Annotated in this window: 21 protein-coding genes; 13 read left to right on the forward strand and 8 right to left on the reverse strand. The window is 64.6% G+C overall.

Annotated features, from left to right (window positions below; genetic code table 11):
• Positions 1 to 61 precede the first annotated feature (61 nt).
• On the reverse strand, positions 62 to 508 hold the full coding sequence (gene rnk, locus DFR24_RS23815; RefSeq protein ID WP_133883971.1) for a nucleoside diphosphate kinase regulator: 447 nt from the start codon (positions 506 to 508) through the stop codon (positions 62 to 64).
• Positions 509 to 1,394: 886 nt separating this feature from the next.
• On the opposite strand from rnk, the gene DFR24_RS23820 reads away from it, so the two are divergent.
• Positions 1,395 to 2,957, forward strand: coding sequence for an outer membrane protein assembly factor BamB family protein (locus DFR24_RS23820; RefSeq protein ID WP_162851403.1), 1,563 nt, complete (start codon positions 1,395 to 1,397; stop codon positions 2,955 to 2,957).
• Between the two features lie 144 nt (positions 2,958 to 3,101).
• Positions 3,102 to 3,746 (forward strand): hypothetical protein, encoded by a 645-nt coding sequence (locus DFR24_RS23825; protein WP_133883973.1) that lies wholly within the window; start codon positions 3,102 to 3,104, stop codon positions 3,744 to 3,746.
• A gap of 110 nt (positions 3,747 to 3,856) precedes the next feature.
• Here the strand turns inward: DFR24_RS23825 and DFR24_RS23830 are convergent, their stop codons facing one another.
• On the reverse strand, positions 3,857 to 4,792 hold the full coding sequence (locus tag DFR24_RS23830) for an integron integrase (RefSeq protein ID WP_210772506.1): 936 nt from the start codon (positions 4,790 to 4,792) through the stop codon (positions 3,857 to 3,859).
• 214 nt (positions 4,793 to 5,006) lie between these two features.
• Here DFR24_RS23830 and DFR24_RS23835 point away from each other — a divergent pair, with 214 nt between their 5' ends.
• Complete coding sequence (locus DFR24_RS23835) at positions 5,007 to 5,276, forward strand: hypothetical protein (RefSeq protein ID WP_133883975.1); 270 nt, start codon at positions 5,007 to 5,009, stop codon at positions 5,274 to 5,276.
• Between the two features lie 1,657 nt (positions 5,277 to 6,933).
• Here the strand turns inward: DFR24_RS23835 and DFR24_RS25455 are convergent.
• Both DFR24_RS25455 and DFR24_RS23845 read right to left on the reverse strand, forming a co-directional pair.
• Positions 6,934 to 7,416 carry a type II secretion system protein GspG gene (locus DFR24_RS25455; RefSeq protein ID WP_133883976.1) on the reverse strand — a complete coding sequence of 161 codons (483 nt, stop codon included), beginning with the start codon at positions 7,414 to 7,416 and terminating at the stop codon, positions 6,934 to 6,936.
• A 111-nt stretch (positions 7,417 to 7,527) separates the two neighbouring features.
• Positions 7,528 to 7,956: a hypothetical protein gene (locus DFR24_RS23845; RefSeq protein WP_136249382.1), complete on the reverse strand. Its 429-nt coding sequence runs from the start codon at positions 7,954 to 7,956 to the stop codon at positions 7,528 to 7,530.
• 197 nt (positions 7,957 to 8,153) lie between these two features.
• Here DFR24_RS23845 and DFR24_RS23850 point away from each other — a divergent pair, with 197 nt between their 5' ends.
• From DFR24_RS23850 to DFR24_RS24600, 6 genes are all read left to right on the forward strand, one after another.
• On the forward strand, positions 8,154 to 8,951 hold the full coding sequence (locus tag DFR24_RS23850) for a flavin monoamine oxidase family protein (RefSeq protein WP_133883978.1): 798 nt from the start codon (positions 8,154 to 8,156) through the stop codon (positions 8,949 to 8,951).
• A gap of 81 nt (positions 8,952 to 9,032) precedes the next feature.
• Positions 9,033 to 9,506 carry a DUF4279 domain-containing protein gene (locus DFR24_RS25460; protein ID WP_133883979.1) on the forward strand — a complete coding sequence of 158 codons (474 nt, stop codon included), beginning with the start codon at positions 9,033 to 9,035 and terminating at the stop codon, positions 9,504 to 9,506.
• Between the two features lie 56 nt (positions 9,507 to 9,562).
• On the forward strand, positions 9,563 to 9,991 hold the full coding sequence (locus tag DFR24_RS25465; protein WP_366518978.1) for a DUF5990 family protein: 429 nt from the start codon (positions 9,563 to 9,565) through the stop codon (positions 9,989 to 9,991).
• Positions 9,992 to 10,102: 111 nt separating this feature from the next.
• Positions 10,103 to 10,432 carry an excalibur calcium-binding domain-containing protein gene (locus tag DFR24_RS25470; protein ID WP_133883980.1) on the forward strand — a complete coding sequence of 110 codons (330 nt, stop codon included), beginning with the start codon at positions 10,103 to 10,105 and terminating at the stop codon, positions 10,430 to 10,432.
• Between the two features lie 205 nt (positions 10,433 to 10,637).
• Positions 10,638 to 11,144, forward strand: a complete 507-nt coding sequence (locus DFR24_RS25475; RefSeq protein ID WP_133883981.1) for an ankyrin repeat domain-containing protein — start codon at positions 10,638 to 10,640, stop codon at positions 11,142 to 11,144.
• Between the two features lie 248 nt (positions 11,145 to 11,392).
• Entirely contained in the window at positions 11,393 to 11,683 is a 291-nt protein-coding gene (locus tag DFR24_RS24600; RefSeq protein WP_162851404.1) for a cupin domain-containing protein, read from the forward strand.
• A gap of 95 nt (positions 11,684 to 11,778) precedes the next feature.
• Here the strand turns inward: DFR24_RS24600 and DFR24_RS23875 are convergent, their stop codons facing one another.
• From DFR24_RS23875 to DFR24_RS23890, 4 genes are read right to left on the reverse strand one after another with little or no spacing between them, the layout of a single operon-like run.
• Positions 11,779 to 13,086 carry a hypothetical protein gene (locus tag DFR24_RS23875; protein ID WP_133883983.1) on the reverse strand — a complete coding sequence of 436 codons (1,308 nt, stop codon included), beginning with the start codon at positions 13,084 to 13,086 and terminating at the stop codon, positions 11,779 to 11,781.
• Complete coding sequence (locus tag DFR24_RS23880) at positions 13,076 to 13,507, reverse strand: carboxypeptidase-like regulatory domain-containing protein (RefSeq protein WP_133883984.1); 432 nt, start codon at positions 13,505 to 13,507, stop codon at positions 13,076 to 13,078. Before DFR24_RS23880 ends, DFR24_RS23875 begins: the two co-directional genes overlap by 11 nt.
• Positions 13,504 to 13,818, reverse strand: coding sequence for a hypothetical protein (locus DFR24_RS23885; RefSeq protein ID WP_133883985.1), 315 nt, complete (start codon positions 13,816 to 13,818; stop codon positions 13,504 to 13,506). Before DFR24_RS23885 ends, DFR24_RS23880 begins: the two co-directional genes overlap by 4 nt.
• Positions 13,815 to 14,279, reverse strand: a complete 465-nt coding sequence (locus tag DFR24_RS23890) for a hypothetical protein (RefSeq protein WP_133883986.1) — start codon at positions 14,277 to 14,279, stop codon at positions 13,815 to 13,817. The genes DFR24_RS23885 and DFR24_RS23890 overlap by 4 nt, the downstream gene beginning before the upstream one ends.
• A 580-nt stretch (positions 14,280 to 14,859) precedes the next feature.
• On the opposite strand from DFR24_RS23890, the gene DFR24_RS23895 reads away from it, so the two are divergent.
• The 4 genes from DFR24_RS23895 to DFR24_RS23910 are packed head-to-tail and all read left to right on the forward strand — an operon-like array spanning position 14,860 to position 23,916.
• Positions 14,860 to 16,125: an efflux RND transporter periplasmic adaptor subunit gene (locus DFR24_RS23895; RefSeq protein ID WP_246051787.1), complete on the forward strand. Its 1,266-nt coding sequence runs from the start codon at positions 14,860 to 14,862 to the stop codon at positions 16,123 to 16,125.
• A gap of 8 nt (positions 16,126 to 16,133) precedes the next feature.
• The gene (locus DFR24_RS23900; protein WP_133883987.1) at positions 16,134 to 19,250 is read left to right on the forward strand and encodes an efflux RND transporter permease subunit; all 3,117 of its coding nucleotides are present in this window, start codon (positions 16,134 to 16,136) and stop codon (positions 19,248 to 19,250) included.
• Positions 19,247 to 22,486, forward strand: a complete 3,240-nt coding sequence (locus tag DFR24_RS23905) for an efflux RND transporter permease subunit (RefSeq protein ID WP_133883988.1) — start codon at positions 19,247 to 19,249, stop codon at positions 22,484 to 22,486. Before DFR24_RS23900 ends, DFR24_RS23905 begins: the two co-directional genes overlap by 4 nt.
• A complete protein-coding gene (locus DFR24_RS23910) occupies positions 22,483 to 23,916 on the forward strand; it encodes an efflux transporter outer membrane subunit (RefSeq protein WP_133883989.1) in 1,434 nt (477 codons plus the stop codon). Before DFR24_RS23905 ends, DFR24_RS23910 begins: the two co-directional genes overlap by 4 nt.
• The last annotated feature ends 127 nt before the right edge of the window (positions 23,917 to 24,043 follow it).

Raw genomic sequence — 24,043 nt, forward strand, 5'->3', positions numbered from 1 at the left:
CGCGATGTCGCTGAAGCGGCGAGCACTCCGGGTTGACGCGCGATGGGACGTCGAGGGTTCTTCAATCGCCCCTCGACGTGTTCGCGGTTCGAGCAGGAATCGGCGGCTGCTTGGTCGTGCGCAGAACCGTCAATGTCCCGGCTTGCTCTCCGCCCACGGTCCACGGCATCACTTGGCCCTCGGAAAGACCGATCAACGCGGCGCCGATCGGCGTGAGCACGGACACTCTTTGCTTCGCGAGGTCGGCCTCGCCGGGCAGGACGAGCTTGACGGTTCGAATGCTGCCGTCATCCATGTTCCGGTAGGTGACCCAGCTTCCGAGCGTGACGACGGTTTCAGGGACTTCCTGGCTCGGCCGCACTTCCGCCCGGTCGATCTCCTCGATGAGCAGGTCGGTCACCTCGGGCGCACTCTGAAGTCCCATGCGCAGGGCGCCCTGCAGGGAGTTGAGCTGGTCCGCATCGATGATCAGAGGCGGGCGCGGCGTGGAACGGTGTCCTGGGTACATATCACTCTCCAAAAAAAGCAGGCATGCAGGGAAACGGCGCCCGATAGGTGTCGAGCCGCCGTGAGCAGGAAATGACGCGTCGTGATCAGGCAGGGCGTGCCTGCAGACCAGCCGATATGCTGAGAATCGCTTGGTATTTACAGCTCAGGAGGCCCAAGGCTCGGATGCGCGGGCGCGCACGGCTTGGGCTCAGATTCGTTCGAGAACGGTCCCTGCGTGGAGCAGTGGGCGCGAGTGGAGAAGGAGCGAAATCATGATGGGATGGTCGGCCACGCAGCGTCCCTCGTCAAATCGCCAGCGAAATGCGCTGCGGGGATGAAGAGAAGATGGGTCCTCACCGGCGCCATTCAAGCTGCATCTGGAAAGACAGACCCTGACGGCGTGTCGTCCTGGGCCGTTTTTTCACCGCATGCGTACGTTCCGAACGTCCGTTGCGATTGCATCGTCGGCGAAGGGTTGGGTCGGGCGCTTCTCGTCGCGTTGCCAGGTGTCGTGAATAATCCGATCGGGTCGTCCTTGCGTGAGCGACGCAGCGGGATCACGTCGCTCGAAACATCGTGAAAGTCGTTTCATGCCGCTCCACCCCATGCGCCAGCGAACGTCTCCGCTGTGCACGGGTTGCGTGAATCGGAAGCCGCCGATTGGCGGCAGGGAAATCGATCCAGGCCAGCGCCTGTTCGGATCGGCGCGCCTGAACAGGCGTTGCGGGCCATCGGCCCGTCCATCGGCCCGATCCCTACTTTTGCCGCCGAACGATTTCATGCCGGCGGTGGCTGGCTAGGATGTGCTGACGCCCGATTCAACATTCATCGCCATGCACGCCTTCCGCCCATCCCGCCCCTTCCGTTTCGTCCGCCGCCTTCTGCTGGTCGGGATGGCGGCCTCGATGGCCGCCTGCGGCGGCGGAGGTGGAGGCGGAGGAGGAAGTTCCGGATCCTCGCTGGACCTGAGCCTGTCGCCCCGCTCGGTGAGTACCGAGTTCCTGGAAGGCGACGCAGAACCCCTGCATGCCACCGCCACCGTGTCGGTCGACAGCGATTTCTCCCAGGTCCCCGTCGTCGTCGTGACCGATCGCGGTGCGACCGCGGTGCTGGAGTCGGTGCAGGTGTCCAGCACCGACGTGTCCACCTACGACGTCAACTTCCTGCTGCGGAATGATCTGCCCGCGGGGCGGTATCAATCGTCATTTCAGGTTCGCATCTGTTCGAGCGCGAGCTGCAACAAGGTGTTTGCGAGCGAAACCGTGTCGTATGTCGTGCAGGTCAACAGCACCACGCACCTGACGGCGCTGGCGCCGTTGGCAGGGGCAGCCGATTGGACCGCCGTGGACGGTGACGCGGGCGAGGCGAGCTATGTGCCGGTCACGCTCGATCCCGCCAACTTCAGTCTCAGATGGCGACTCGACATCCCCGACTTCGACCCGAATTCGGGCAACACCTGGAATCCGCCGCTCGAATCGGTGCTGAGTGCAGACGGTGCGGTGTTCTTTCGTACATCGCAGGCGTCAACGGTCCCCGCATCGCTGCTGGCGGTGAACGAGGCCGACGGCAGCGTGCGCTGGACGCACCGCGCCACGATGGAACTCAATCGGCCCGTGATCGCCGGCGACGTCGTCTACACCGTGATGTTTCCCAACTACCTGCATGCGATCCGCGGACTCGACATTGCGACCGGCAGCGTTGTCGCGGACATCCCGAACACGCGGGGCCAATCCGCGGCGCTGACCGCTGTCGACGGGCGATTGGTGTATCGCGGCTCGGTGGATATCTACAACAACACTGGGTTGATCTCGCTGGATCTCGCCACGCAGCAGATCGATTGGGTCAACTGGTTCCAGGCGCCGGTCGTCGCTTCCGGGAACACGGTGTACACGTTCACGCCCGAGTCCGTTGCGACCGCGCCGCTGGGCGGTGGCCTGTTCGCCTTGGACGCATCGACCGGAGACACCACGCTCGCGATCGCCGATATGGGGATGGAAGCGGTCTCGCCGATCGCAACGAGTCTGCGCACGGTGATCGTCCCGGGAGCTGTGGGTGAGGTCCTCGGAGAGGATCCCGACCACGTCGCGATGTTCGACACCGTCGCGGGAATCCGGCGCTGGTCCATTCCCTCGGTCGCCCTCATCGGCGCCGGAGAAGGCGTGACGTACGTGATGCGCGGCGCGCAGATCGACGCCCTCTCGAATGCAAATGGCGCCACGCAATGGAGCTGGGCGCCGCCCGAGGCCCCGTGGACGCTCATCGACGCGGTCTTCACGCGCAACATCGCGTTCATCAGCACCCTGCAAAAGGTCTATGCCGTCGACATGGCCACGAGGGCCGTCGTGTGGACCTATCCGCGTGCCGGTGCACTGTCCATTTCGAAGAATGGCGTGCTGTTCATCATGCGCGGCGTGAAGAACGACTTCGATCGATCGGAAGGCGTGCTCGTTGCCGTCAACCTGCACTGAGGAGGATCGCGCGACCCGCATGTCGGGGTGGCACCGGTGCATGTGCACGCGCGTTCGTCTCGACCCGATGAGCCAGTGCCGGTTCCACGACATCCCGGACGTTTTTTTGCGCATCTTCCGGCCGAGGATGCAGATGAGGAGATCATGATCAAAACGATATCGTCGCTCCTGATTCTGTTGTTGCTGACCGCGTGCAGTTCAGCGCCCAAGATTCAGCCGGCCGCGGAGCCTCCGCCGGTGTGGACCGGACCGATGCGGGACTATCGGCCCGTCACGGAAAGAGAAAGCACCATCTTCAGCACGCTGATCACGCGAGCGGGATACGGCATCTACCGCACCGGCGAGGACAAGATGTCGCCGACCGGGATGTACCTGCTTCGACGAAAGGCGCAGCAGAAACTGGGAGCCGATGGAAAGAAGCCGCTGGCGATCACGGTCCATCACCTCGTGGTTTACGTCAACGCAAAGACCCAGCTTCGAAAGACCACCATGGGCGGCGTGGTCGCAGGAGCGGTCGGTGGCGCGGTCGTCGCCCAATCGATGGATAAGATGACGGTCAATCTGAGCCAGTCGGTGATCGACTCGACGAAGTTCACTTACGTTGAGAACGAGTATGAGCGCGCGTTCTACACGGAAGAGGAGAATCTGAATCGCGCGACCGTCTATGTGATCTACATCGAAGCGGACATCAACGGAAAGCGGACGTTTACGAAGACGATGGCGTCGGCAAAGGAGCCGTTCCCGGTTGTCATCGAAGCGTCTGTCGACTATTTCCTGTCGCATTACTGATGGAGGGGAAGAAGCCGCCGGTTTGAAGCGGGGCGCGGACGTCGCACCGCGCTCTTGGGAAGTACCGTCGTAGCGGCGGTCGTAGCTTTCGCCGGCGTGCCGCTCCGCCGCTATCCGTCCAGTGGACTTTTCACCCCGCGTCCTCCGCGATTCAGGACGTGCGTGTAGATCATCGTCGTGCTCACGTCTTCGTGCCCCAGCAGTTCCTGCACGGTCCGAATGTCATAACCGCCTTCGAGCAAGTGTGTCGCGAACGAGTGTCGAAACACATGCGGCGACACCGGTTTCGCTATCCGGGCTCTTTGAGCCGCGAGCCGCACCTGGCGCTGGATTTCCTTCTCGTCGATGTGATGGCGCCGCCTGACGCCTGATCGAGGGTCGGCGGAAAATCCCTGTGCGACGAACACGTATTGCCAGGACCATTCCCTCGACGCGTTCGGGAACTTCACTGAAAGGGCGTCGGGCATCCAGACCTCGGCGCGGCCGTCCTTGCGGTCCTGATCGAACAACGTACGACGAAGCGCCAGGTGTGCGCGCAGTGGACCTGACAAGGATTGCGGCAGCATCGTCACTCGATCCTTGCCTCCCTTGCCGTTGCGAACGGTGACCTGCTGCATTGCAAAGTCGACATCCTTGACGCGCAAGCGGGCGCATTCCATCAAGCGCATTCCCGTCCCGTACAACAGCTTTCCCACCAGCTCGAAACGCGTGTCGAGGTGTTCGAGGACGGCGATGACCTCCGGACGCGTCAGCACGGTGGGGAGGTGACGTGGCTGTTTGGCCCTGACGACGTCCTGCATCCAGGGCAGATCGATCTGCAGCACCTCCCGGTACAAGAACAGCATGGCCGCGAGCGCCTGGTTCTGCGTGCTCGCCGACACGCTACGCTCCACGGCCAGAGACGTCAGAAACGCTTCGACTTCGGCCCCGCCCATGTCGCGTGGGTGCCGCTTGTTGTGAAAGAGAATGAAGCGTTTAATCCAGTTCGTGTAAGCGGTCTCGGTTCTGAGGCTGTAGTGACGCGTGCGGATCCGGTCCCTGACCATGTCGAGCAGTCGCGGGGCAGGGGCGTCGGGTCCACTTTGAGAGGGCCGTCGATTTGATCCGTTCATTGCGCCATAACGCGAGCGAGGATTCGGGATCGGTATACCGGTCAGATCCTTGCGCTGGCCAGATGTGCGTTAGCACGCTTGAGTTCGGGTTATGGCGCACGGTCCGTTACCTAAGAAGGCGTTGGGCGTCAAAGCGAAAGCAATTGAAGTGAGCACCAAACTGGAGCGCACAATGCAAGCGTCAGATCGCTCGTATAGCGAGTTTGAGGGTTCATCCACTTGGCAAGTTGTCTCTGAGGCGTTAGCTGCGCTAGAGAAAAACAAAGACCTTCAATTACAAACTGAACGCCGCCTTGTCGTGGGCTATATCTGCAAGCAGTTGGCGGCAAACCAACTCGTAGCTAAGAGTGGCGTCGCCCAACAAGGCGCTCCAGCCGACCCACTTGCCTCCGCTTCGCTACGGCAAGCGGTCGGCTGAGCTAGGGCGTTGGGCATGGAAAAGCAAAAGACACCTCTAGAGCACGCTGCAGGCAAACTCATCTCTTCGCTGCAGAAAGAGTGGGGAGCCGAAGCGGGAGAGCCGGGTGCGGACATCAGCGAGGAGGCAATGCACAAATGTCACAGCCTGCTGCACGGAGCCAAGAACGGGTCACTGCAGTCCGTTCTTCGGGGTGCCTCCGTCACGGACTTCATAGGCAGAGCGTGGGTGCGTGCACACCCGCGAGTCCTTCCTGCCATCAGAGCATTCGAGGAGCAGGTAGCAATTAGCGCGGGAGCCCAACCAGCGGTTGAAGCCGACGGTCATGCCCCCGGGCAGTAAGTCAGGCTGTAGGCGTACGCTGTGGCATGACCGCGGCTTAACCTGAGCGTTGGACGCTATGAAGGCTGTAGTGTTCATTTTGATCCTGCTATCCGCTCCGCAGGCGTACTCTGAAGACCCGCTCTTCAAGCCGATGCCCCAGACCGCCGAGGAGTGCGAGATGAAAAGCGGAGCGTGGCGACTGTCATCGGGCTCAAAGCCCTGGTTCTATTGCGCGGATGCTAAGACGACGGACGGTGGGAAGGAGTGCACAGATACCGCTCAATGTCAGGGTCTCTGCGTCCCGACAGAGGCGGCCAGCATTGATGGCGTGGAGCGAGGCCACTGCTCACAAGCTCTAGCTCCGCCTGAATGCGGCGAGTACGTGTCTAATGGCCACGTCGCCGAGTACTGCATGTGTGAGTGACGCGTCCAACCAACGGTTCAAGCCGACGTCCACGCCTCCGGGCAGTTGTTCGGCCGGACAGTGCGGTTTTGGCGTGGCCGCGGCTTAACCTGAGCGTTAGCGGCATGAGAAACATCGCTCCGTACCTTCTCTTGCTGCTTTGCACTGTCGGTGCCGCAGCGCCAACTCCCGATGTTGTGCCCGGCTTAATTGATCCGCCGGATCCTCCTTACACGGTCGAAGCGTTACGCGCATGGCATGGAGCTCTTGGCCGTTGGCGTTTGCACTATCCCGCAGAGCAAGAGGTGATGCTCCGCGAGTCGGGTCCAGCTCAGCTCCTCATTTGCTCTGGCGGCGGCATGCGAAACGGAGACTTCGTTCTCTTTCAGAGCTTGGGGAACAGTTGGCGTCCCATTGGAGAAGTCAGCCAATCGCATCATCCTGTTCGAGTCCTGCCCGAAACACATGACGGCTGGCACGATTTCGAGACGTTCAGCCCACTTTGGGGGAGCGGAGGAAACGAGGTCTATGTGGCTCATTATCGCTGGACCGGTAGTTCCTATGAGATGCACTCTGACTCCGAGGGGAAGTTCTGTGATTACGAGCAATTCAAAACCTCTGCAGAGTTTGCGCAGTCATGCCGCTAACCAGCTGATGCAGCCGAGGTCTCTGCCGCCCGTGACCTTTCCTTCTCACGGTTCGGCCGGTGTGTGCGGCAGAGCACCGGCTGATCGCAGGCGTTAGGCATCAAGGAGATCTCATGCACTGCTTCAACCATCCGGACCGCATGGCCGTTGGAAGCTGCAAAGGTTGCTGCAAGGGTCTTTGCGTGGAGTGCGCTACGGATCTAGGCCACGGACTCGCATGCAAGGATCGGCACGAGAGCATGGTGGAGAGCTAGAACACCATCATCACCCGCAACGCCACCGCCTACGATCCCACTAGATACACGGCACTGAGCACGGCTACTAGAAGGCCTCCCATCATCGCAATGCCTAGGATGCGATCACGGGTGGCGTTCGGAAAGTAAGCATCGTTGGCGAAGCCGGACCAGGACGACACGTCGTCATTAGCCCCATGTTCGTCGACTCCATTAACTCCCCGCGAATAGATGCCGCAATGGGAAGCGCTCTGCCCGTCTGGGACAAAGACGTACTGCTGTCCCCAGGGGTCTATCGGAAGCGCGTTATCTCTCATGTAGGGGCCCCTCCAACGTACCTCTCCAGCCGGTGCGGTCCAAAGAATGCTCGGCCATTCGGCCAGTGTGGGGCATCTGCCGATGTCTGAACGCAGACTCCGCGTGGCTTGGCCGAATGCCTGAACGTCCATCGCGGCTTGGTGCACTCTGTATGAACTGGCACCGGCTTCATGCGCAAGGAGGCAGGCGCAAGCAAGTAGGAGAACTTCTCTCATGCCGCCCAACGCCGAGGTTAAGCCGCGGCCACGCCACAACCAGGCCTATCCGAACAACCAACCGCCCTGGGGCGTGGCCGTCGGCTTGAACCGTTGGTTGGGCCCAGCACCCTAGCGAATCTTTGCTCCGAGCTTGCCGGCATGAAGGACCTCCCACTCCGAAGGCGCGAATCCTAGGGCACTCCAGCGCTCGAAGTAGAACTCTCCTAGCTCCGCGCCCGCTTCAAAGGTGAGGTGAATATCTGCCTCATGACAGAAGCGGAACTCAACACCTAATTCTTTGAGTGTGATGAATAGGTCGTCCGCGCCAACACGACCCCAGCCCTGAGACTCGACGCGCTCTACCTCTTGGACGAGATCGGCTAGAGGAATACTCACGTGGTCCCACTCACTGCCTGGGTAGTAGTCGTTGCCCCAAGCAAAGCCGAACAGGGCTCCACAAACTTTCTGCCCGCGTTCCTGAAAGTGACGCGCGAAGAATGAGAGTTCCGCCCTTACGAGGTCCGCCCCGATTGCCGACGTGACGATCTCACGGTTCATGCTGTTGAGGCCCAACGCCTAGCTTCAGCCGCGACCACGCCACTGCCCGCACCATCCGAACAAGCAGATGCCCGGAGGCGTGGTCGTCGGCTTGAAGCGCTGGTTAGATCCGGTCTTAGCTGTCTGCATCTGGCACCTGCTGCTGAGTTTCTTGCTCGCCCTCGTATCCAGGGACTAGAACTCCGAGGTACTGATGAATGTCGGAGGCTGCATCAGAAGCGTGGCCTCTGCTGCAGCCCAGTCATGGTCGGAGCGGCGCCCAGGACACTTTGGTCAAAGAGGGCATCGGATCCCTCACCGAACATTTGGCCCGCCAAGTCGGACCTCGGGTCCGCACCGGCCATCGCGTGACGGAGATCATCCACGACGATTCTGGTGTCACCCTTCGGACTACGGAAGGCGAGGTGCGAGCGTCAAAAGTGATCCTCACCGTGCCGCCGCCCATGGCCAAGCGCATCCGGTTCGATCCGCCACTTCCGGCCGAGACCGCCGAATTGCAGAACACCACCCACATGGGCTCGGTCTTCAAGGCGATTGCCGTCTACGAAACACCGTTCTGGCGAGATCAAGCTGGCGGGGAATTCATCGTCCTCGACGACCCGGGCCGCGCTGTCTTCGACAGCGGCTCACCGGACGGGCCTGGGCACTTGGTCATCCTTGTCGGCGGTCCAACCGCACGGGCACTCGACTCTCTTGAGCCTGCGGCGCGCCGGAAAATTCTTCTAAACGACCTCGTTCCGCACCTCGGCCGGGAGGTCCTCGAGCCGGCGAGCTGGCATGAGAAGTCATGGCACCTCGACGAGAATGCCGGCGGTGGTTACCTGGCCCTGACCCGCCCCGGTTCGCCTGCCGAATTGCCGTTCCCTCACGCGCCCATCGGCAATATCCACTGGGCCGGCACCGAGACGGCTCATGACCACCCCGGTTATCTGGACGGAGCCATCGAAGCGGGGCTGCGGGCGGCAGTGGAAATCAACACCTCGCGCGGGTGTTAGCCGTGGCCAAACCAGCCGACCGCTTTGCCTTCGCTTCGCTGCGGCAAACGGCGGCTGAGCTTAGGCGTTGGGCCTAAACGAATGCCTTTGCTCGACCACACTGCTATCTCCCTCCGGGTGTTCGGTGATGACCTCATTCCTGACGAGGTAACCGCGTTGCTGCGTTGCGAACCGACCGAGTCGTGGCGCAAGGGAGACGTTCAAAGCATCCGGGCGGGGCACACCCGAGCGCGCACCTGCGGTGCTTGGTTCCTGAAGGTCCCGGCAACAGAGCCAGAAGATTTCAATGGCCAGGTTGCGCGTCTCTTTTCTCTCGCCACCGATGATCTCTATGCGTGGGAAAGCTTGTGCGCTCGGTATGAGGTTGACCTCTTCTGCGGGTGGTTCATGGGCACAAGCAATGACGGGGTCTCTGTTTCCGTACCAACATTGCGGACGCTCGCCGAGCGAGGAGTTGAACTTTCATTGGATATATACGACGCCATAAAGGAAGGGTCCCCGGCCCAACAAGCTGTTCAAGCCGACGGCCCCGCCTTCGGCGGGTCTACCCCTTAACGCTGGCGTTGGGTGTCATGAAGAAAAGTCCCGCAGGTGTCGAGAACCGCGAGCTGATGATCCGAGTCGTGGTGAGGAACGCTCCCCCCGGAGTGAAATTCGCGATGCAGCGAGGAAAGTCGGACCTGCTCGAGCCTAGTAGCTGCATGGACACAGAGTTGGTGTTTGATGTGCCGGTCCGAGTCGCTTCGAGGGCCGGGAGTAAGGTGCCGAGCATCCTGGGTCCCTATGCGCAAGGTCCGGCGTCGGATCGTTTTCTCTACCTGAATTCGGGAACGATGGCGGGGCAAGCGGAGACCGGCTGGACTCGGCGGGCAAAGATCAAGACGGCCGCCATCTCCTGGGCATTGGTCGACGAGGCCCTGGCGCAAGACAATGCGGCTCTTCTCGTGGAAATCCACGGCTGTGCTAGAGACGGCGGCCCTTGCTGTGGAACGATCCCACCCCTAGATGGGGGCTGGAAAGTCCTGGTCATGGCCCGGTAATCGCCGCACATGCCGCCCAACCAGCTGTTCCGGCCGACGTCCATGCCTCCGCTTTGCTGCGGCATGGCCGCGGCTGAACGCGGGCGGTAGGGCTCAAAAGAGCGTGCATGCATGCGAACCCTTTTAGCTCTGCTCGTGATTGCCATAGCAGGCGAGGCTTTTTCGCACGGCGGCGGTTTAGATAAGAACGGCTGCCACACGAATCGTAAGACGGGCGACTATCACTGCCACCGCGGCGGACCGGCAGCTGCACTTATCCAGTCCGAGCCGTCTGAGAGAGCTTCATCTTCTAGGCCCCAGCCGGCCGGCGCCTTCAGGAACTGTGACGCGGCTCGCGCGGCAGGAGCTGCACCCATCAGTCGCGGCGAACCTGGCTATGGCTCGCATCTCGACCGCGACAATGACGGCATTGCCTGTGAGCCGTACCGAGGGCGCAGGTAGCCATGGCTGTGGCCCAACTGGGTCCCGGCACATCAGTAGTCAGTTCAGTGGCAAGCTCATGGCCACGTGCAAAGTTATCCGAGGTCACCTTGACTGACGCAAGCCCTAACCAGCGGTTCAAGTCGACCACCACGCCCCAGGCGTTGTGCCCGCTTAGAGCGCATGCCGTGCACGGCTGCGGCTTAACCTAGGCGTTGAGCAACAAATGGCTAGAGCACTTCGCATCGCCTTTGTTCTTCTTCTCGTAGTGGCCTGTTCATCTCAGACCGAGCAACAGCGAATTGAAGATTACGTTGCCTTGATAGAAGCATCTGAGAGCGGCCAACCAGCTATGGTCGAAGCGCTCCTCACCCGTGGTACGCCCGTAGACGCCGTAGAACCAGGTGGTCCTGAGCTGGTCGGGTCCGCATGGGCGCCGTACGCCGAGCGACCGTCACCGCTGTTTGTCGCCGCAGCTAACGGGCATCTGCAAATCGTGAAGTCCTTGCTCAGGCACGGCCCCTGGCTTGATTGGCGCTGCTGCGATAGCTTCACGCCGCTGGGTACGGCTGCAGCGAACGGGCATCGAGAAATTGTCGAGGCATTGCTCGCAGCGGGAGCCGACCCCTCTCTTGCAACCGCGGGCGGAAAGACACCGCTAGAGGCCGCACGTGCGAATGGGCACGAGGAGATCGCACTCGTGCTTGAGAGAGCCATGGGCCAGAGGAAGTGACCTTGTCGCCCAACCCGCTTATGCAGCCGAGGTCTCTGCCGCCGGGAAGTACCAGCCCAATCTGCAAGAGCAGTCGTGGCGGCAGAGTTCCGGCTGATCGCGGGCGTCAGGCGACAACCTCGGCAGAAATTCTTCTCACGGAGGCAGCCCTCATGAGCACAAAACCGTTCGTTGTCGGACCGGACCAACGGCCATCTGCGCTCAGTGTCATGGGGGCGAAGATAACGCCCCTCGCACCCGAGGCGGCAATGAGCGACCTGCAGGTCACCTATCAGACTGGCGAAGAGGGAGTCGGCCCGCCGCCGCATAGCCACAACTGGGATGAATCATTTTTCATCACGAAGGGCGAGGTCTTGTTCACCTGTGATGGCAGTACGTCGAAGTGCAATGCAGGCACGTTCGTTCACGTGCTCGGAGGAACGGTTCACGCGTTCAGCTTTGGCCCCGGTGGAGGCGAAATTCTCGAGATCACGGGCAAGGGCAGCAACGCGATTCGGATGTTCACCGACATTAGTCAGGAATCCGCTCGCGTCCGCTGAGTATCAAGGCCCGGGCCACGTCGTCGCCCAACAACGCGCCCCGGCAGCCGTTGTCCCGGAGAATCAAGGACGCGAAATCTCGCATTCAGCCCCGGCTACTGGGCCTGGATCGGAATCGACCACAGGAAATTGGTCCGGACCTGTCCGGCTCCCATCGCGGGGTCGCTCGACGCCAGTGGCGTTCCACGTAGCACCGACGCGAAATCGACCGGCGGATAACTTGCGCGGACGTGACAGGCCATGCAGTTGCTCACCACGCCGGAACCCATGCCGGCATCGGGGAAGCGGGCCTCGAGCCATGGATTGAATGCGATGGCCGGTGTTCCGTCGCGCTCCGTGGGCTGATTGAAATCCAGGGTCTCGCTCATCAGGTACTGATTCCAGGGCGCAGGAAGCGCCTTGGGACGGCCGCTGGAAAAGGGCCCGGTGTCCGGACGATCGTGCCACCAGAACGTGGCCCAGACCCAGTCGTCGATCTCGCGTGTCGCCAGATGCAGCGCGACCAGAAGCAGGTAGTCGCCTGCCTGCAGCGGTCTGCCGAGGGCGAGTTGTGCCGCACGCAAGGCCGCAGGATCCTGCATGACGCGCCGCGCGGTGTCGTCGTCGAGCTCGACGCGAACGAAGGCATCCAGTCCGACCACTTCGTTCGTGGTGATCCGGCGCCCCATGAATTCCAGGTCCGCCGATGTGGCGGTCGTGCGTCGGCGTTCGGGGGCCACGCCGATCACGCGCGACCACGTCGAATAGTCGTTGCCTTCCACGCGGGGATCGTTGGCGTCCGCATCCCAGACGGGCAGTGCGGTCACACCGTGCGCGGCCACCGGCCACCAGCCCGTCTTCAGCGCGATCGCGGAAGCGGGAAGTGCAGGGATGGTGCGCGCCTGTCGAAACTCCGGATCGCTTGCGCCGGACTCTGCGAGTCCGCGCAGCGCATCAGCATCGAACAGTCGATGTTCCCGGATGTGCTGATATGCCGATGCGTTGAAGTGCACGTAGGTGATCAGCGGTGCGCCGGGAACGCCTTGGTGACCGGGAGCAGCAGGCGAGCGGAACTTGGCGGGGTGGGTGAAGGGCGGCATCACGCCTGCGGATGCTTCCGGCTCGAAGGTTTCCGCTTCCGAAAACCATCCCTCGAAGAACGGCCAGGTCCTGCCCGCCGTGTCGGACGCCAGCGTATCGAACAGGGTCCATGCATGGTGTCGCGCGGCCTGCCGGTCGCCCGAGGCGCGGATGGATTCCAGGCGCGCGCGCTGTTCGGCGACGACTGCGTGCTCCTGTGGCTTCAGCGTTGTCTGGCCCGCTGCGGTCGCGATGGACGATGTCCCCATCATGATCAGCAACAACGGCGCCGCCCTTAGGGCCAGGCCCGCGGATCCGTTGCGATAGACCTCATCAGGCGGCACGGCGCAGGACGCAATCGGCCTGGATGGGGCTGATCGTCGTCGACAGCGGCGGGCGCTTGATCAGTTGAACCTGGACGTAGTCGATCTTGGTGCACTGAAGCTGGATCTGCTTCGGATCGATCTCCATCGGGATGTAGCGGATCCGGTAGCGGCCCATGAAATTCGTCACGGCCACGAAACTGGTGTTTCCCGCGTCCAGCGTGACCGTCACGCCCGCGACGTACTGGCCATTCTCGTCGCGCACCGAGCCGAAATACATGACGCCCGAGCGCACCGGATCCCTCAGGGTTTCGGCATCCGGTGGCACGAACTCGTAGCCGCCCGCACCCAGTGTCGCGCTCCACGCCAGCGTGAGCGCTGCGAGCAGCCGGCCCCGCTCACGACGATGCGAAGCCCCGGTCGGGCGAGCGGCGAATCTCACAGGAAGAAACTCCGCATGAAGAAGACGTAGGCCGCTGCGCAACCGATGGGAAAGACCCACAGCCAGGACGCGAGTGGTCGGTCCAGCCAGCGGTGCGGGATCAGCACCGCGCAGATGCAGGCGGCGAGCGTGGCGGTGGCAAGAATTCCGTACCACATCATCCCCGGTCCGCTGGTGGCGGGTTGCTGCGCGATATGGAATTCCTTGACCAGGGGGTAGTACGCGAACAGGTGGAGATCGAATTGGAATGCCAGCGCATAGGTCACGCAGAACGCGGCCGAGAACACCACCGGCGAAAAGCGGATCTTCATGCCAGGCCCCGGAGGTTGTTGAGCACGTGGCCGACGAGGAAGTCCCACCAGACCGTGAACGCCAGGAAGATCGTGACGACGATGCAGGAACGCCGATGGCCGGGGGTGGTGGCTTCGGACGACCACAGGTACCAGTACAGCGGCAGCGTTCCAAGCCCGATGCCGCCGAAATGCTCCTTGAGTTCGAACAGCCCGACCATCGCGCGCAGATTGAGTTCTTCGAGAGGGATGCGTACGTCGAGCCGATAATCCGGATAGATCAGGCCGCCGCTGAGCACCACGACGGCGTACAACAGCGGCACGGCATTGGCGAACGTCAGCGCGCGGACGCGACGATAGCGATGCAGGAACCGGTTGGGATCGGCCGGTGCCCAGGTGCGGAGCGCTACCGCCTGGTGCGTGACCGCACCGAGCAGCGCGACCGCGAGAAGTCCGTGACCGATCAGCAACAGAAGGGTCATGGCTGACTCCCGATGCGAGTCGTGATCACGAACCTGCGTGGCCGATGCACGGGCCGATGGAGCGACCGGATGGGTCACCTCCCGAATCCGCATCGGGCGGATTCCGCCTCCCTGCAGTGAAAACGCCTGGTCCTTCCACGTCGATCCGGTCCCATGTCCAACGGTTCACATGCGCGTGATCCTAGGTCGCGGTACCGTCACAGGCCATCCCTCGATCAGGAGCCGCCGGGTATCCGGGTGAGTGGTCGCTTTTCGCGGCACGTTCCCCCTGGAAGCTTGAACGGCGGCCGTGTGCGAGGGCCGGGAATGCCGATCCTCGAGAACAATCTGCGCAGGTCTTGTTGGCTCGTCGACCGAATCCGGGCGGGATCGGCCGCCACGTCCCGACCTCCTCCTTTGCATTTCGCACGTGCGGCCGTAGCACTTCTTTACACACCGCCCCGGATATTTTGCCCGGACCGGCCCGTACCATATGGCCTCGCATCGTGACCCTTCGATGGCAGCGCCAATCCAGATGATGAAACAGCTCAGTCGCCGTTCCGCGCAGCGGGGGCGAACCGGAATCCGTAGCGTCGTTGTCGTGGCAGTGATCATCGTGGCGCTGGCGGCTCTGGCCTGGGGGCTGACGCAGCGGAGCAAGACGCAGACGACGCCAGGCGCGATGGGCGGTGGTCCGCCGGGGGCGGGAGCGCCGGGTGGCGGCGGGGGCCGCGGTCGTGGTGGCATGCCGACGACGGTCGGCACGGCGAAGGTCGTGCAGCAGGACATTCCCGTGATTCTCGAGGCCCTGGGGACGGTGACGCCGTCGGAGACGGTCACGGTGCGGCCGCAGGTCGCCGGCGTGATCACGGACATCCGCTTCGTCGAAGGCCAGATGGTGACCCAGGGGCAGGTGCTGGCGGTGATCGACCAGCGACCGTTCCAGGTGACGCTCGACCAGGCGCGCGGGCAGTTGCAGCGTGACGAGGCGGAGCTCCAGAACGCGCAGCTCCAGCTGGAGCGCTTCCGCACGCTGGGCACGCTGGATTCGATCGCGCAGCAGGACATCGACACGCAGGCCGCCAGCGTCAAGCAGCTGCTGGGAACGGTCGTGGCGGATCGCGCCGCGGTTGCCGCGGCGCAGCTCGACATGGACTACAGCGAGGTGAAGACGCCGATCGCCGGAAGAGTGGGCCTGCGCGTCGTCGACGCCGGCAACTACATCGGCGCCGGCGATGCGAGCGGCATCGCCGTGGTGACGCGGGTGTCGCCGACCGATGTCGTGTTCACCGTCCCCCAGGACCGCGTCGGCGAGATCCAGAAACGTGTGGCGTCCGGGGAGGCGCCGAAGATCCCGGCCATCGCGCTCGACCGCAGCCGCCAGGTGACGCTCGCAGAAGGCACGTTCTCCACGCTCGACAACCTCGTGAGCACCGACACCGGCACGGTGCGCGCCAAGGCGCGTTTCGCCAACGCCGACGGCGCGCTGTTTCCGAGCCAGTTCGTCAACGTGCGGCTGACGTTGCGGGTCATCGAGGGCGCCAGCGTGGTGCCGGTTTCGGCCGTGCGCAACGGCGCCGACGGCGACTTCGTGTGGCTGCTGCAGGACGACGACACCGCTACGGCACGCAAAGTCCAGCGCGGGCCATCGTCCGGCGATCTCGTGCAGATCGTGAAGGGGCTCGAGCCCGGCCAGACCGTGATCACCGACGGCGGCGATCGTCTCAAGGAAGGCGGCAAGGTGACGCTGCCGGGCGAGAAGCGTGGTGAGGCGGCTGCAGGCGACGCACCCAAAGGCAGGACGCACGGCGAGAGGGGCAAGCGGACACCGAAGGACGGCGCCGCCGTTCCTGCGCCGCCGCAGTAGTCGTCGGCATGAACCCGTCCCGTCTCTTCATCGAGCGGCCCGTCGCCACGGCGCTGCTGATGGCGGCGATCGTGCTGAGCGGGCTCGTCGGCTTTCGCCTGATGCCGCTGTCGGCGTTGCCGGAGGTGGACTACCCGACCATCCAGGTGTCGACGCTGTATCCGGGCGCCAGCCCCGAGGTCATGAGCCAGACGGTGACGGCGCCGCTCGAGCGCCAGCTCGGCCAGATGACCGGGCTGGATCGCATGAGCTCGGTGAGCACGGCCGGCGCCTCGATCATCACGCTGCAGTTCGGCCTGAGTTCGGCGCTCGACACCGCGGAGCAGGAAGTGCAGGCCGCGATCAATGGCGCCAACTCGCTGCTGCCGGCGGATCTTCCGGCGCCGCCGGTCTACGCCAAGATCAACCCCGCCGATGCGCCGGTGCTGAGCCTGGCGCTGACGTCCGACACGCTGCCGCTCACCGAGATCCGCAACCTCGCCGACACGCGCCTGTCGCTGAAGATCAGCCAGGTGTCGGGCGTCGGACTCGTCACCTTGTCTGGCGGCCAGCGCCCGGCCATCCGCATCCAGGCCGACACGCAGCAGCTCGCCTCGTTCGGCATCACGTTGCAGACCTTGCAGAGCGCCATCGACGCGGCCAACGCCAACAGCGCCAAGGGCAGCTTCGACGGGCCGAGCCGCAGTTACGCGATCAACGCCAACGATCAGCTCGTGACGGTCGAGGACTACGAGCGCGTCATCGTGTCGTACAGCAACGGCGCGCCGGTGCGCTTGAGCGATGTCGCGCAGGTGGTGCAGGCGGCGGAGAACGTGCAGCTGGGGGCCTGGGCGGGCCGCACGCCGGCCATCATCCTGGACGTGAAGCGCCAGCCCGGCGCCAACGTCATCAAGACGGTGGACGCCATCAAGGCGCGGCTGGTGGACCTGCAGGGCACGCTGCCGCCGACGGTGAATGTCCAGGTGCTCACCGATCGCACGACCGGCATCCGCGCGTCGGTGCAGCACGTGCAGATCGAGCTGCTGCTGTCGGTGGTGCTGGTGGTGCTGGTGATCTTCTTCTTCCTGCACAGCCCGCAGGCGACGCTGATCGCGAGCCTGTCGGTGCCGATCTCGCTGATCGGCGCCTGCGGAACGATGTACCTGCTCGGTTTTTCGCTGAACAACCTGTCGCTGATGGCGCTCACGATCGCCACCGGCTTCGTCGTCGACGACGCGATCGTCGTCATCGAGAACATCGCGCGACATCTGGAGAAAGGCGAGAAGCCGTTCGCCGCGGCGCTCAAGGGCGCACGCGAGATCGGATTCACGATCATCTCGCTGACCGTCTCGCTGGTGGCGGTGCTCATCCCGCTGCTGTTCATGGGCGACGTCGTCGGACGGCTGTTCCGCGAATTCGCGATCTCGCTGGCGGTCACCATCCTGATCTCCGCCGTCGTGTCGCTGACGCTGGTGCCGATGCTGGCAGCGCGCTGGCTCAAGCCGGAGTCGATGCATCCGTCGAAGGGCATCGGTGCGCGCGTGCAGCAGGGGTTCGATCGCATCGTGCGGCGCTACGACGGCTGGCTCACGTGGGTGCTGAATCACCAGCGCGCGACGTTGCTGGTGGCGCTCGCGACGCTGGCGGTCACCGTGCTGCTCTACATCGCGATTCCCAAGGGCCTGTTCCCGACGCAGGACACCGGTCAGCTGCAGGCGCGCATCCAGGCGACCGAAGGGATCTCCTACGCGAAGATGGCCGAGCTGCAGCAGGCGGTGGCGCGCGTGGTGCTCGACGATCCCGCGGTCGACAACCTCAGTTCCTTCGTCGGCGTCGACGGCTCGAACAACGCGATGCTCCACACCGGCCGCATGCTCATCAACATGGGCGACGAGCGCGGCGGATCGCAGGCCGAGGTGATGGCGCGGCTGACGGACGCGGTCGAGCGCAACGTGGCCGGCGTGCGCCTGTTCCTGCAGCCCACGCAGGACCTGACGATCGACGCCGAGACCGGCCCGACGCAGTACCGCGCCTCGCTCGAGGGCGCGGACACGGCGGTGGTCGCGGACTGGGCGACGCAGCTCACCGCCGCGCTGGAATCCGAACCCGCGGTGCGCAACCCCGTGACCGATGCCGGCGCCAAGGCCTGGGCGGCGATGGTGAACGTCGACCGCGACACCGCCTCGCGGCTGTCGATCAGCGCCTCGGACGTCGACAACGCGCTGTACAGCGCGTTCGGCCAGCGCATCATCTCGACGATCTTCACCGACACCAATCAATACCGCGTGATCCTCGAAGCGCGGCCGGACCTGCTGACCGATCCGGAGTCGCTCGGCCTGCTGAACCTGCAATCGGGCAACGGGCCGACGCCGCTGTCCGCGTTCGCGACGATCACCCCGCAACGCTCGCCGCTGCAGGTCACGCACGTGGCGCAGTACCCGGCCACGACGATCAATTTCGATACCGCACCGGGCGTGGCGCTGGGCCGCGCCGTCGACGCGATCCGCGCGAAGGCCGTCGAGATCGGCCTGCCGGCCAGCGTGAGCCTGACGTTCCTGGGCGCCGCGAGCGCCTACGAGAACGCGCTGTCGAGCCAGCTGTGGCTGATCCTGGCCGCGATCATCTGCGTCTACATCGTGCTGGGCGTGCTGTACGAAAGTTACGTGCACCCGCTGACGATCCTCTCGACGTTGCCGTCCGCCGGCGTCGGCGCGCTGCTGATGCTGATCATCACCGGCAGCGACCTGGGCGTGATCGGGATCATCGGCATCATCCTGCTGATCGGCATCGTCAAGAAGAACGCGATCATGATGATCGACTTCGCGATCGCGGCCGAACGTGAAGAGGGCATGGCGCCGCGCGACGCGATCCACCAGGCGGCGCTGCTGCGCTTCCGGCCGATCCTGATGACGACCCTGGCCGCGCTGTTCGCCGCCGTGCCGCTGATGCTCGGCTTCGGCGAAGGCTCCGAACTGCGACGTCCGCTGGGCATCGCGATCTTCGGCGGATTGGTCGTGAGCCAGGCGCTGACCTTGTTCACGACGCCGGTGATCTATCTGGCGTTCGACCGGCTCGGACGGCGCTTCGGCGGCACGCGTCCGCCATCGCCGCTGACGGAGAACGCATCGGGGGCCAGCGGCGCATGAATCTGTCGGCGCCCTTCGTCCGTCGTCCGATCGCCACCGTGCTGCTGACGGCGGGCGTCGCGCTGGCCGGCATCGGCGCGTTCTTCAGCCTGCCGGTGGCGCCGCTGCCGCAGGTGGATTACCCGACGATCTCGGTCAACGCCTCGCTGTCCGGCGCCAGTCCCGCGACGATGGCGACCAGCGTCGCCACGCCGCTCGAGCGACGTCTGGGCGCGATCTCGGACGTCAACGAGATCACGTCGCAGAGTTCCAGCGGCACGACGCGCATCAACCTGCAGTTCGCGCTGACGCGCAACATCGACAGCGCGGCGCGCGAGGTGCAGGCGGCGATCAACGCCGCGCGCGTGGACCTTCCCGCCACGCTGCGCAGCAACCCCACCTACAACAAGTCGAATCCGTCGCAGGCGCCCGTGATGGTGCTGGCGCTGACGTCGGACACGATGGCGACCGGCAAGATGTACGAGGCCGTCACCAACGTCCTGCAGCAGAAGCTCGCGCAGGTGCCGGGTGTGGGCGAGGTGGAAATCGGCGGCGGCTCCTTGCCCGGCGTGCGCATCGACGTCATCCCGTTTTCGCTCAATCGCTACGGCCTGTCGCTGGAGGACGTGCGGGCCGCGCTGGAATCGGCCAACGCCAACCGTCCCAAGGGCGCGGTCGGCGACGACGAGCGGCGCTGGCAGCTCTACACCAATGTCCTGGGCCGTGACGCCGACGACTACCGCCGGCTCATCGTCTCGTGGAAGAACGGTGCCGCGATCCGCCTGGGCGACGTCGCCGAGATCCGCGACGGCCCCGCCGACGAGAAGAACATCGGCCTGTTCAACGGCGAGCCCGCGGTGGTGGTCCTGATCCGCACGCAGCCGGGCGCCAACGTGATCCAGACCGTCGACCGCCTGCGCGCGATCCTGCCGCAGCTGCAGGCGCAGCTTCCGCCGGCGGTCCGTCTGCAGGTGGCGTCCGACCGCACGCGCTCGATCCGCACGTCGCTGCACGACGTCGAGTTCACGCTGGTGCTGTCGATCATCCTGGTGGTGCTGGTCGTCAGCGCGTTCCTGCGCAACCTGCGCGCGACGATCATCCCGGCCGTGGCCACCATCGTGTCGCTGCTGGGCACGTTCGGCGTGATGCAGCTGATGGGGTTCTCGCTGAACAACCTGTCGCTGATGGCGCTCACGGTCGCCACCGGCTTCGTCGTGGACGACGCCATCGTCGTGCTCGAGAACACCTCGCGCCATCTGCAGGCGGGGATGAGCCGCGTCCAGGCCGCGCTGCAGGGCGCGCGGGAAGTCGGCTTCACCGTGGTGTCGATGAGCCTGTCGCTGGTCGCCGTGTTCATTCCGTTGTTGTTCATGGCGGGGCAGCAGGGGCGCCTGTTCCTGGAGTTCGCGCTGACCCTGTCGGCGGCGGTGATGATCTCGCTGGTGGTGTCGCTGACGACGACGCCGATGCTGTGCGCGCAGATCCTGCGCCGCGAAGAGCCCGGTGGTCCAAGACCTGGCCGCATCGCGCGGTTCTTCGAGGCCGGCTACGAGTTCCTGCTGCGCAGCTACGAGAAGAGCCTGGACTGGGCGCTCGGTGCGCGGGGCCTGGTGATGGCGCTGCTCGCATTCGTCGTGGCGCTCAACGCCTATCTGCTGATCAACATCCCGAAGGGTTTCTTCCCGCAGCAGGACACCGGCTCGCTGATGGCGGGGTTCCGTACCGACCAGAGCATCTCGTTCCAGGCCCTGTCCGAGAAGCTGCAAGCCATCGTCACCATCGTGCGCGCGGACCCGGCCGTGTCCACCGTCGTCGGCTTCGCCGGCGGCTCGCGCGCCGGCGGCTTCATGTTCGTCGAACTCAAGCCGCTGGCCGAGCGCAAGGAGCCCGGCAGTGCCGCCATCGCGCGCCTGCGGCCCAAGCTGTCGCAGATCTCGGGTGTCAGCGTGTTCCTGAATCCGGTGCAGGACCTGCGCATGGGCGGGCGGTCGAGCAACGCCACTTACCAGTACACGCTCAAGGGCGACAACGGCGGCGAGCTCAAGCAGTGGGCGCAGAAGCTCTCGTCGCGCCTGGAGCAGGAGACGGGCCTCACCGACATCAGCACCGATCAGCAGGAGAACGGCGTCGAGACGTTCGTGACGATCGACCGCGACACCGCATCGCGCTTCGGCATCACGCCGCGCGACGTCGACAACGCGCTCTACAACGCTTTCGGCCAGCGCACCGCGTCGACGATCTACGAGGACATCAACCAGTACAGCGTGGTGCTCGCGGTGGCGCGCCGATTCCGCGAGGGCCCGGACGCGCTGAACGATGTCTACGTGCCCGCGGGCAGCGCGTCGACCGGCGGCACCACGAGCGGCGACGCAGCAGCCAGCGGTGATGCTGCGACCCGTACCGATTCCACCGGTAGCCCCGCCAGCGTCGCCAATCCCGCGCTGCGCGATCCTTCCACCGGCAGCGCGCTGGCGACCAGCACGCGGAACATGGTGCCGCTGGCGGCGCTGACGACGATCACCGAACGCGCGGCCGCGACGTCGATCAGCCACCAGGACGCGACCCTGGCGACGACGGTGTCGTTCAACCTCGCCGAGGGAACGTCGCTGTCCGACGCGCGCGGCATCGTCCGGCAGGCCGAAGCCGACATCGGCATGCCGACGTCGATCGGCGGCAGCTTCGAGGGCCTGGCCAAGACGTTCGAGGAATCGCAGAAGCAGCAGCCCTTGCTGATCCTCGCGGCGATCGTGGTCGTCTACATCCTGCTCGGCGTGCTGTACGAAAGTTACGCGCACCCGGTGACGGTGCTGTCGACGCTGCCGTCCGCGGGGGTCGGCGCCGTGCTCGCGCTGATGCTGCTGAAGATGGAGTTCTCGCTGATCGCCTTGATCGGCCTGTTCCTGCTGATCGGCATCGTCAAGAAGAACGCCATTCTCATCATCGATTTCGCGCTCGACGCCGAACGCTCGCGCGGCCTGTCCGCCGTCGAAGCCGTGCGCGAGGCCAGCCTGCTGCGATTCCGTCCGATCCTGATGACGACGCTGGCCGCCGCGCTGGGCGCGCTGCCGCTGGCGCTGGGCTACGGCGAAGGTTCGGAACTACGCCAGCCGCTCGGCGTCACGATCATCGGAGGCCTCATCGCCTCCCAGCTGCTCACTCTTCTCACCACGCCGGTCGTGTACGTGTACATGGACAAGCTGCGACGCAAGAACCCCGACGAGCGCCTGCTGGCCCGTCACGCCGAGGCGACGGCATGAAGAACAATGTCGTCGCGAATGCGGTAGCGGCACTCGGCGTGACCCTGCTGATCGCCGGCTGCGCCGTCGGGCCGGACTACCGCCGTCCCGAGGTCGCGGCCGCCGCGCAGTTCAAGGAAGCGCCGGAAGGCTGGGTCGCCGCCACGCCCGCCGACGCGGTGGATCGCGGCCGTTGGTGGCGCTTGTTCCAGGACGCGCAGCTCGATGCCCTGGCGGAGAAGGTGCTGGTCGACAACCAGAACATCGTCGCCGCGCAGGCGGCCTACCAGCAGGCCCGCTCGCTGGTTCGCGAGCAGCGCGCCGGATTGTTCCCGGTGGTGTCGCTCGACGTCGGCGCGTCGCGCTCGCGCAACAGCGGTGGCAGCAACAACGGCGATGGCGGTGGCAGCCAGGGGACGCGCAACAGTTTCCAGGCCAGCATCGGCGCGGATTGGGAGCCCGACGTGTGGGGCCGGCTGCGCCGTGCCACCACGGCAGCGGATGCCAACGCGCAAGCCAGCGCCGCGGATCTGGCGAACGCCCGGCTCTCGGCACAGGGCGAGCTGGTGCTCAATTACCTGTCGCTGCGCGAGACCGACGAGGAGATCGGGCTGCTGGAGCGCACGCTGCAAGGCTACGAGCGATCGCTGCAGATTGCGACCAACCGCTACAAGGTCGGCGTTGCGCCCCGCAGCGACCTGCTCAGTGCGCAGACCCAGGTCTACAACGCGACGGCGGATCTCGAAGGCCTGATGCTTCAGCGTGACCAGCTCGAGCACGCCATCGCGGTGCTGACCGGCCGTGCGCCTGCTGATTTCGACCTGCAGCCGGCGGGCTGGAACGCGGTGGTCCCCGAAGTCCCCGCGATGGTGCCGTCGACGTTGTTGCTGCGCCGGCCCGACATTGCATCGGCCGAGCGCCGCCTGGCGGCCGCCAACGAGCAGATCGGCATCCAGACCGCGGGATATTTCCCGAACTTCGGCCTGAGCGCGTCGTACGGCAAGACGACGTCGAAGCTCAGCGATCTGTTCAGCACCTCGTCGATGGTGTGGTCGATCGGCGTGTCGGCGGCACAGACGCTGTTCGACGCTGGCGCCACCGGCGCGCGCGTGGAGCAGGCGCAGGGCGCGTACGACGAGGCGGTGGCCAACTATCGCCAGGTCGCGCTCACGGCGTTCCAGAACGTGGAGGACCAGTTGAGCGCGCAGCGCGTGCTGGCGCGTCAGCACACGCTGCGCGAACAGGCGTCGACCGCGGCCGATCAGAACGAACAGGTCGTGCTCAACCAGTACAAGGCCGGGCAGGTGAGTTTCACCGAGGTGGTCGTGGCCCAGGCGTCTGCGCTGTCGGCGCGACGCGCGCTGGTGCAGGCCGCGCTCGATCGGCAGACCACCGCGGTGGCGCTGATCCAGGCTTTGGGTGGAGGTTGGGACGGCAACGCGGAGCCCTGATCGGGCAGGACTCCGCGTGTTGTACGAGGCGCCCGTTTGATCGGATAGGCTCTGCAAGTCCGAGCCTGCCGTCCGTGCATCAGGTCGAGACGCGTAGATCGACGTACACCCCCTTATCGAGGAAAAG

Source organism: Panacagrimonas perspica (assembly GCF_004364935.1).
Lineage (GTDB): Bacteria > Pseudomonadota > Gammaproteobacteria > Nevskiales > Nevskiaceae > Panacagrimonas > Panacagrimonas perspica.

Excerpts from the sequence above, each read along its gene's own strand:
- rnk (WP_133883971.1), bottom strand. The coding sequence starts at position 508 with ATGTACCCAGGACACCGTTCCACGCCGCGCCCGCCTCTGATCATCGAT.
- DFR24_RS25460 (WP_133883979.1), top strand. The coding sequence starts at position 9,033 with ATGCCTTTGCTCGACCACACTGCTATCTCCCTCCGGGTGTTCGGTGAT.
- DFR24_RS25465 (WP_366518978.1), top strand. The coding sequence starts at position 9,563 with ATGATCCGAGTCGTGGTGAGGAACGCTCCCCCCGGAGTGAAATTCGCG.
- DFR24_RS23900 (WP_133883987.1), top strand. The coding sequence starts at position 16,134 with ATGAACCCGTCCCGTCTCTTCATCGAGCGGCCCGTCGCCACGGCGCTG.
- DFR24_RS23910 (WP_133883989.1), top strand. The coding sequence starts at position 22,483 with ATGAAGAACAATGTCGTCGCGAATGCGGTAGCGGCACTCGGCGTGACC.
- DFR24_RS23885 (WP_133883985.1), bottom strand. The coding sequence starts at position 13,818 with ATGAAGATCCGCTTTTCGCCGGTGGTGTTCTCGGCCGCGTTCTGCGTG.
- DFR24_RS24600 (WP_162851404.1), top strand. The coding sequence starts at position 11,393 with ATGAGCGACCTGCAGGTCACCTATCAGACTGGCGAAGAGGGAGTCGGC.
- DFR24_RS23825 (WP_133883973.1), top strand. The coding sequence starts at position 3,102 with ATGATCAAAACGATATCGTCGCTCCTGATTCTGTTGTTGCTGACCGCG.
- DFR24_RS25470 (WP_133883980.1), top strand. The coding sequence starts at position 10,103 with ATGCGAACCCTTTTAGCTCTGCTCGTGATTGCCATAGCAGGCGAGGCT.
- DFR24_RS25455 (WP_133883976.1), bottom strand. The coding sequence starts at position 7,416 with ATGAGAGAAGTTCTCCTACTTGCTTGCGCCTGCCTCCTTGCGCATGAA.
- DFR24_RS23890 (WP_133883986.1), bottom strand. The coding sequence starts at position 14,279 with ATGACCCTTCTGTTGCTGATCGGTCACGGACTTCTCGCGGTCGCGCTG.
- DFR24_RS23845 (WP_136249382.1), bottom strand. The coding sequence starts at position 7,956 with ATGAACCGTGAGATCGTCACGTCGGCAATCGGGGCGGACCTCGTAAGG.
- DFR24_RS23905 (WP_133883988.1), top strand. The coding sequence starts at position 19,247 with ATGAATCTGTCGGCGCCCTTCGTCCGTCGTCCGATCGCCACCGTGCTG.
- DFR24_RS23830 (WP_210772506.1), bottom strand. The coding sequence starts at position 4,792 with ATGGTCAGGGACCGGATCCGCACGCGTCACTACAGCCTCAGAACCGAG.
- DFR24_RS23820 (WP_162851403.1), top strand. The coding sequence starts at position 1,395 with ATGGCCGCCTGCGGCGGCGGAGGTGGAGGCGGAGGAGGAAGTTCCGGA.
- DFR24_RS23850 (WP_133883978.1), top strand. The coding sequence starts at position 8,154 with ATGTCGGAGGCTGCATCAGAAGCGTGGCCTCTGCTGCAGCCCAGTCAT.
- DFR24_RS25475 (WP_133883981.1), top strand. The coding sequence starts at position 10,638 with ATGGCTAGAGCACTTCGCATCGCCTTTGTTCTTCTTCTCGTAGTGGCC.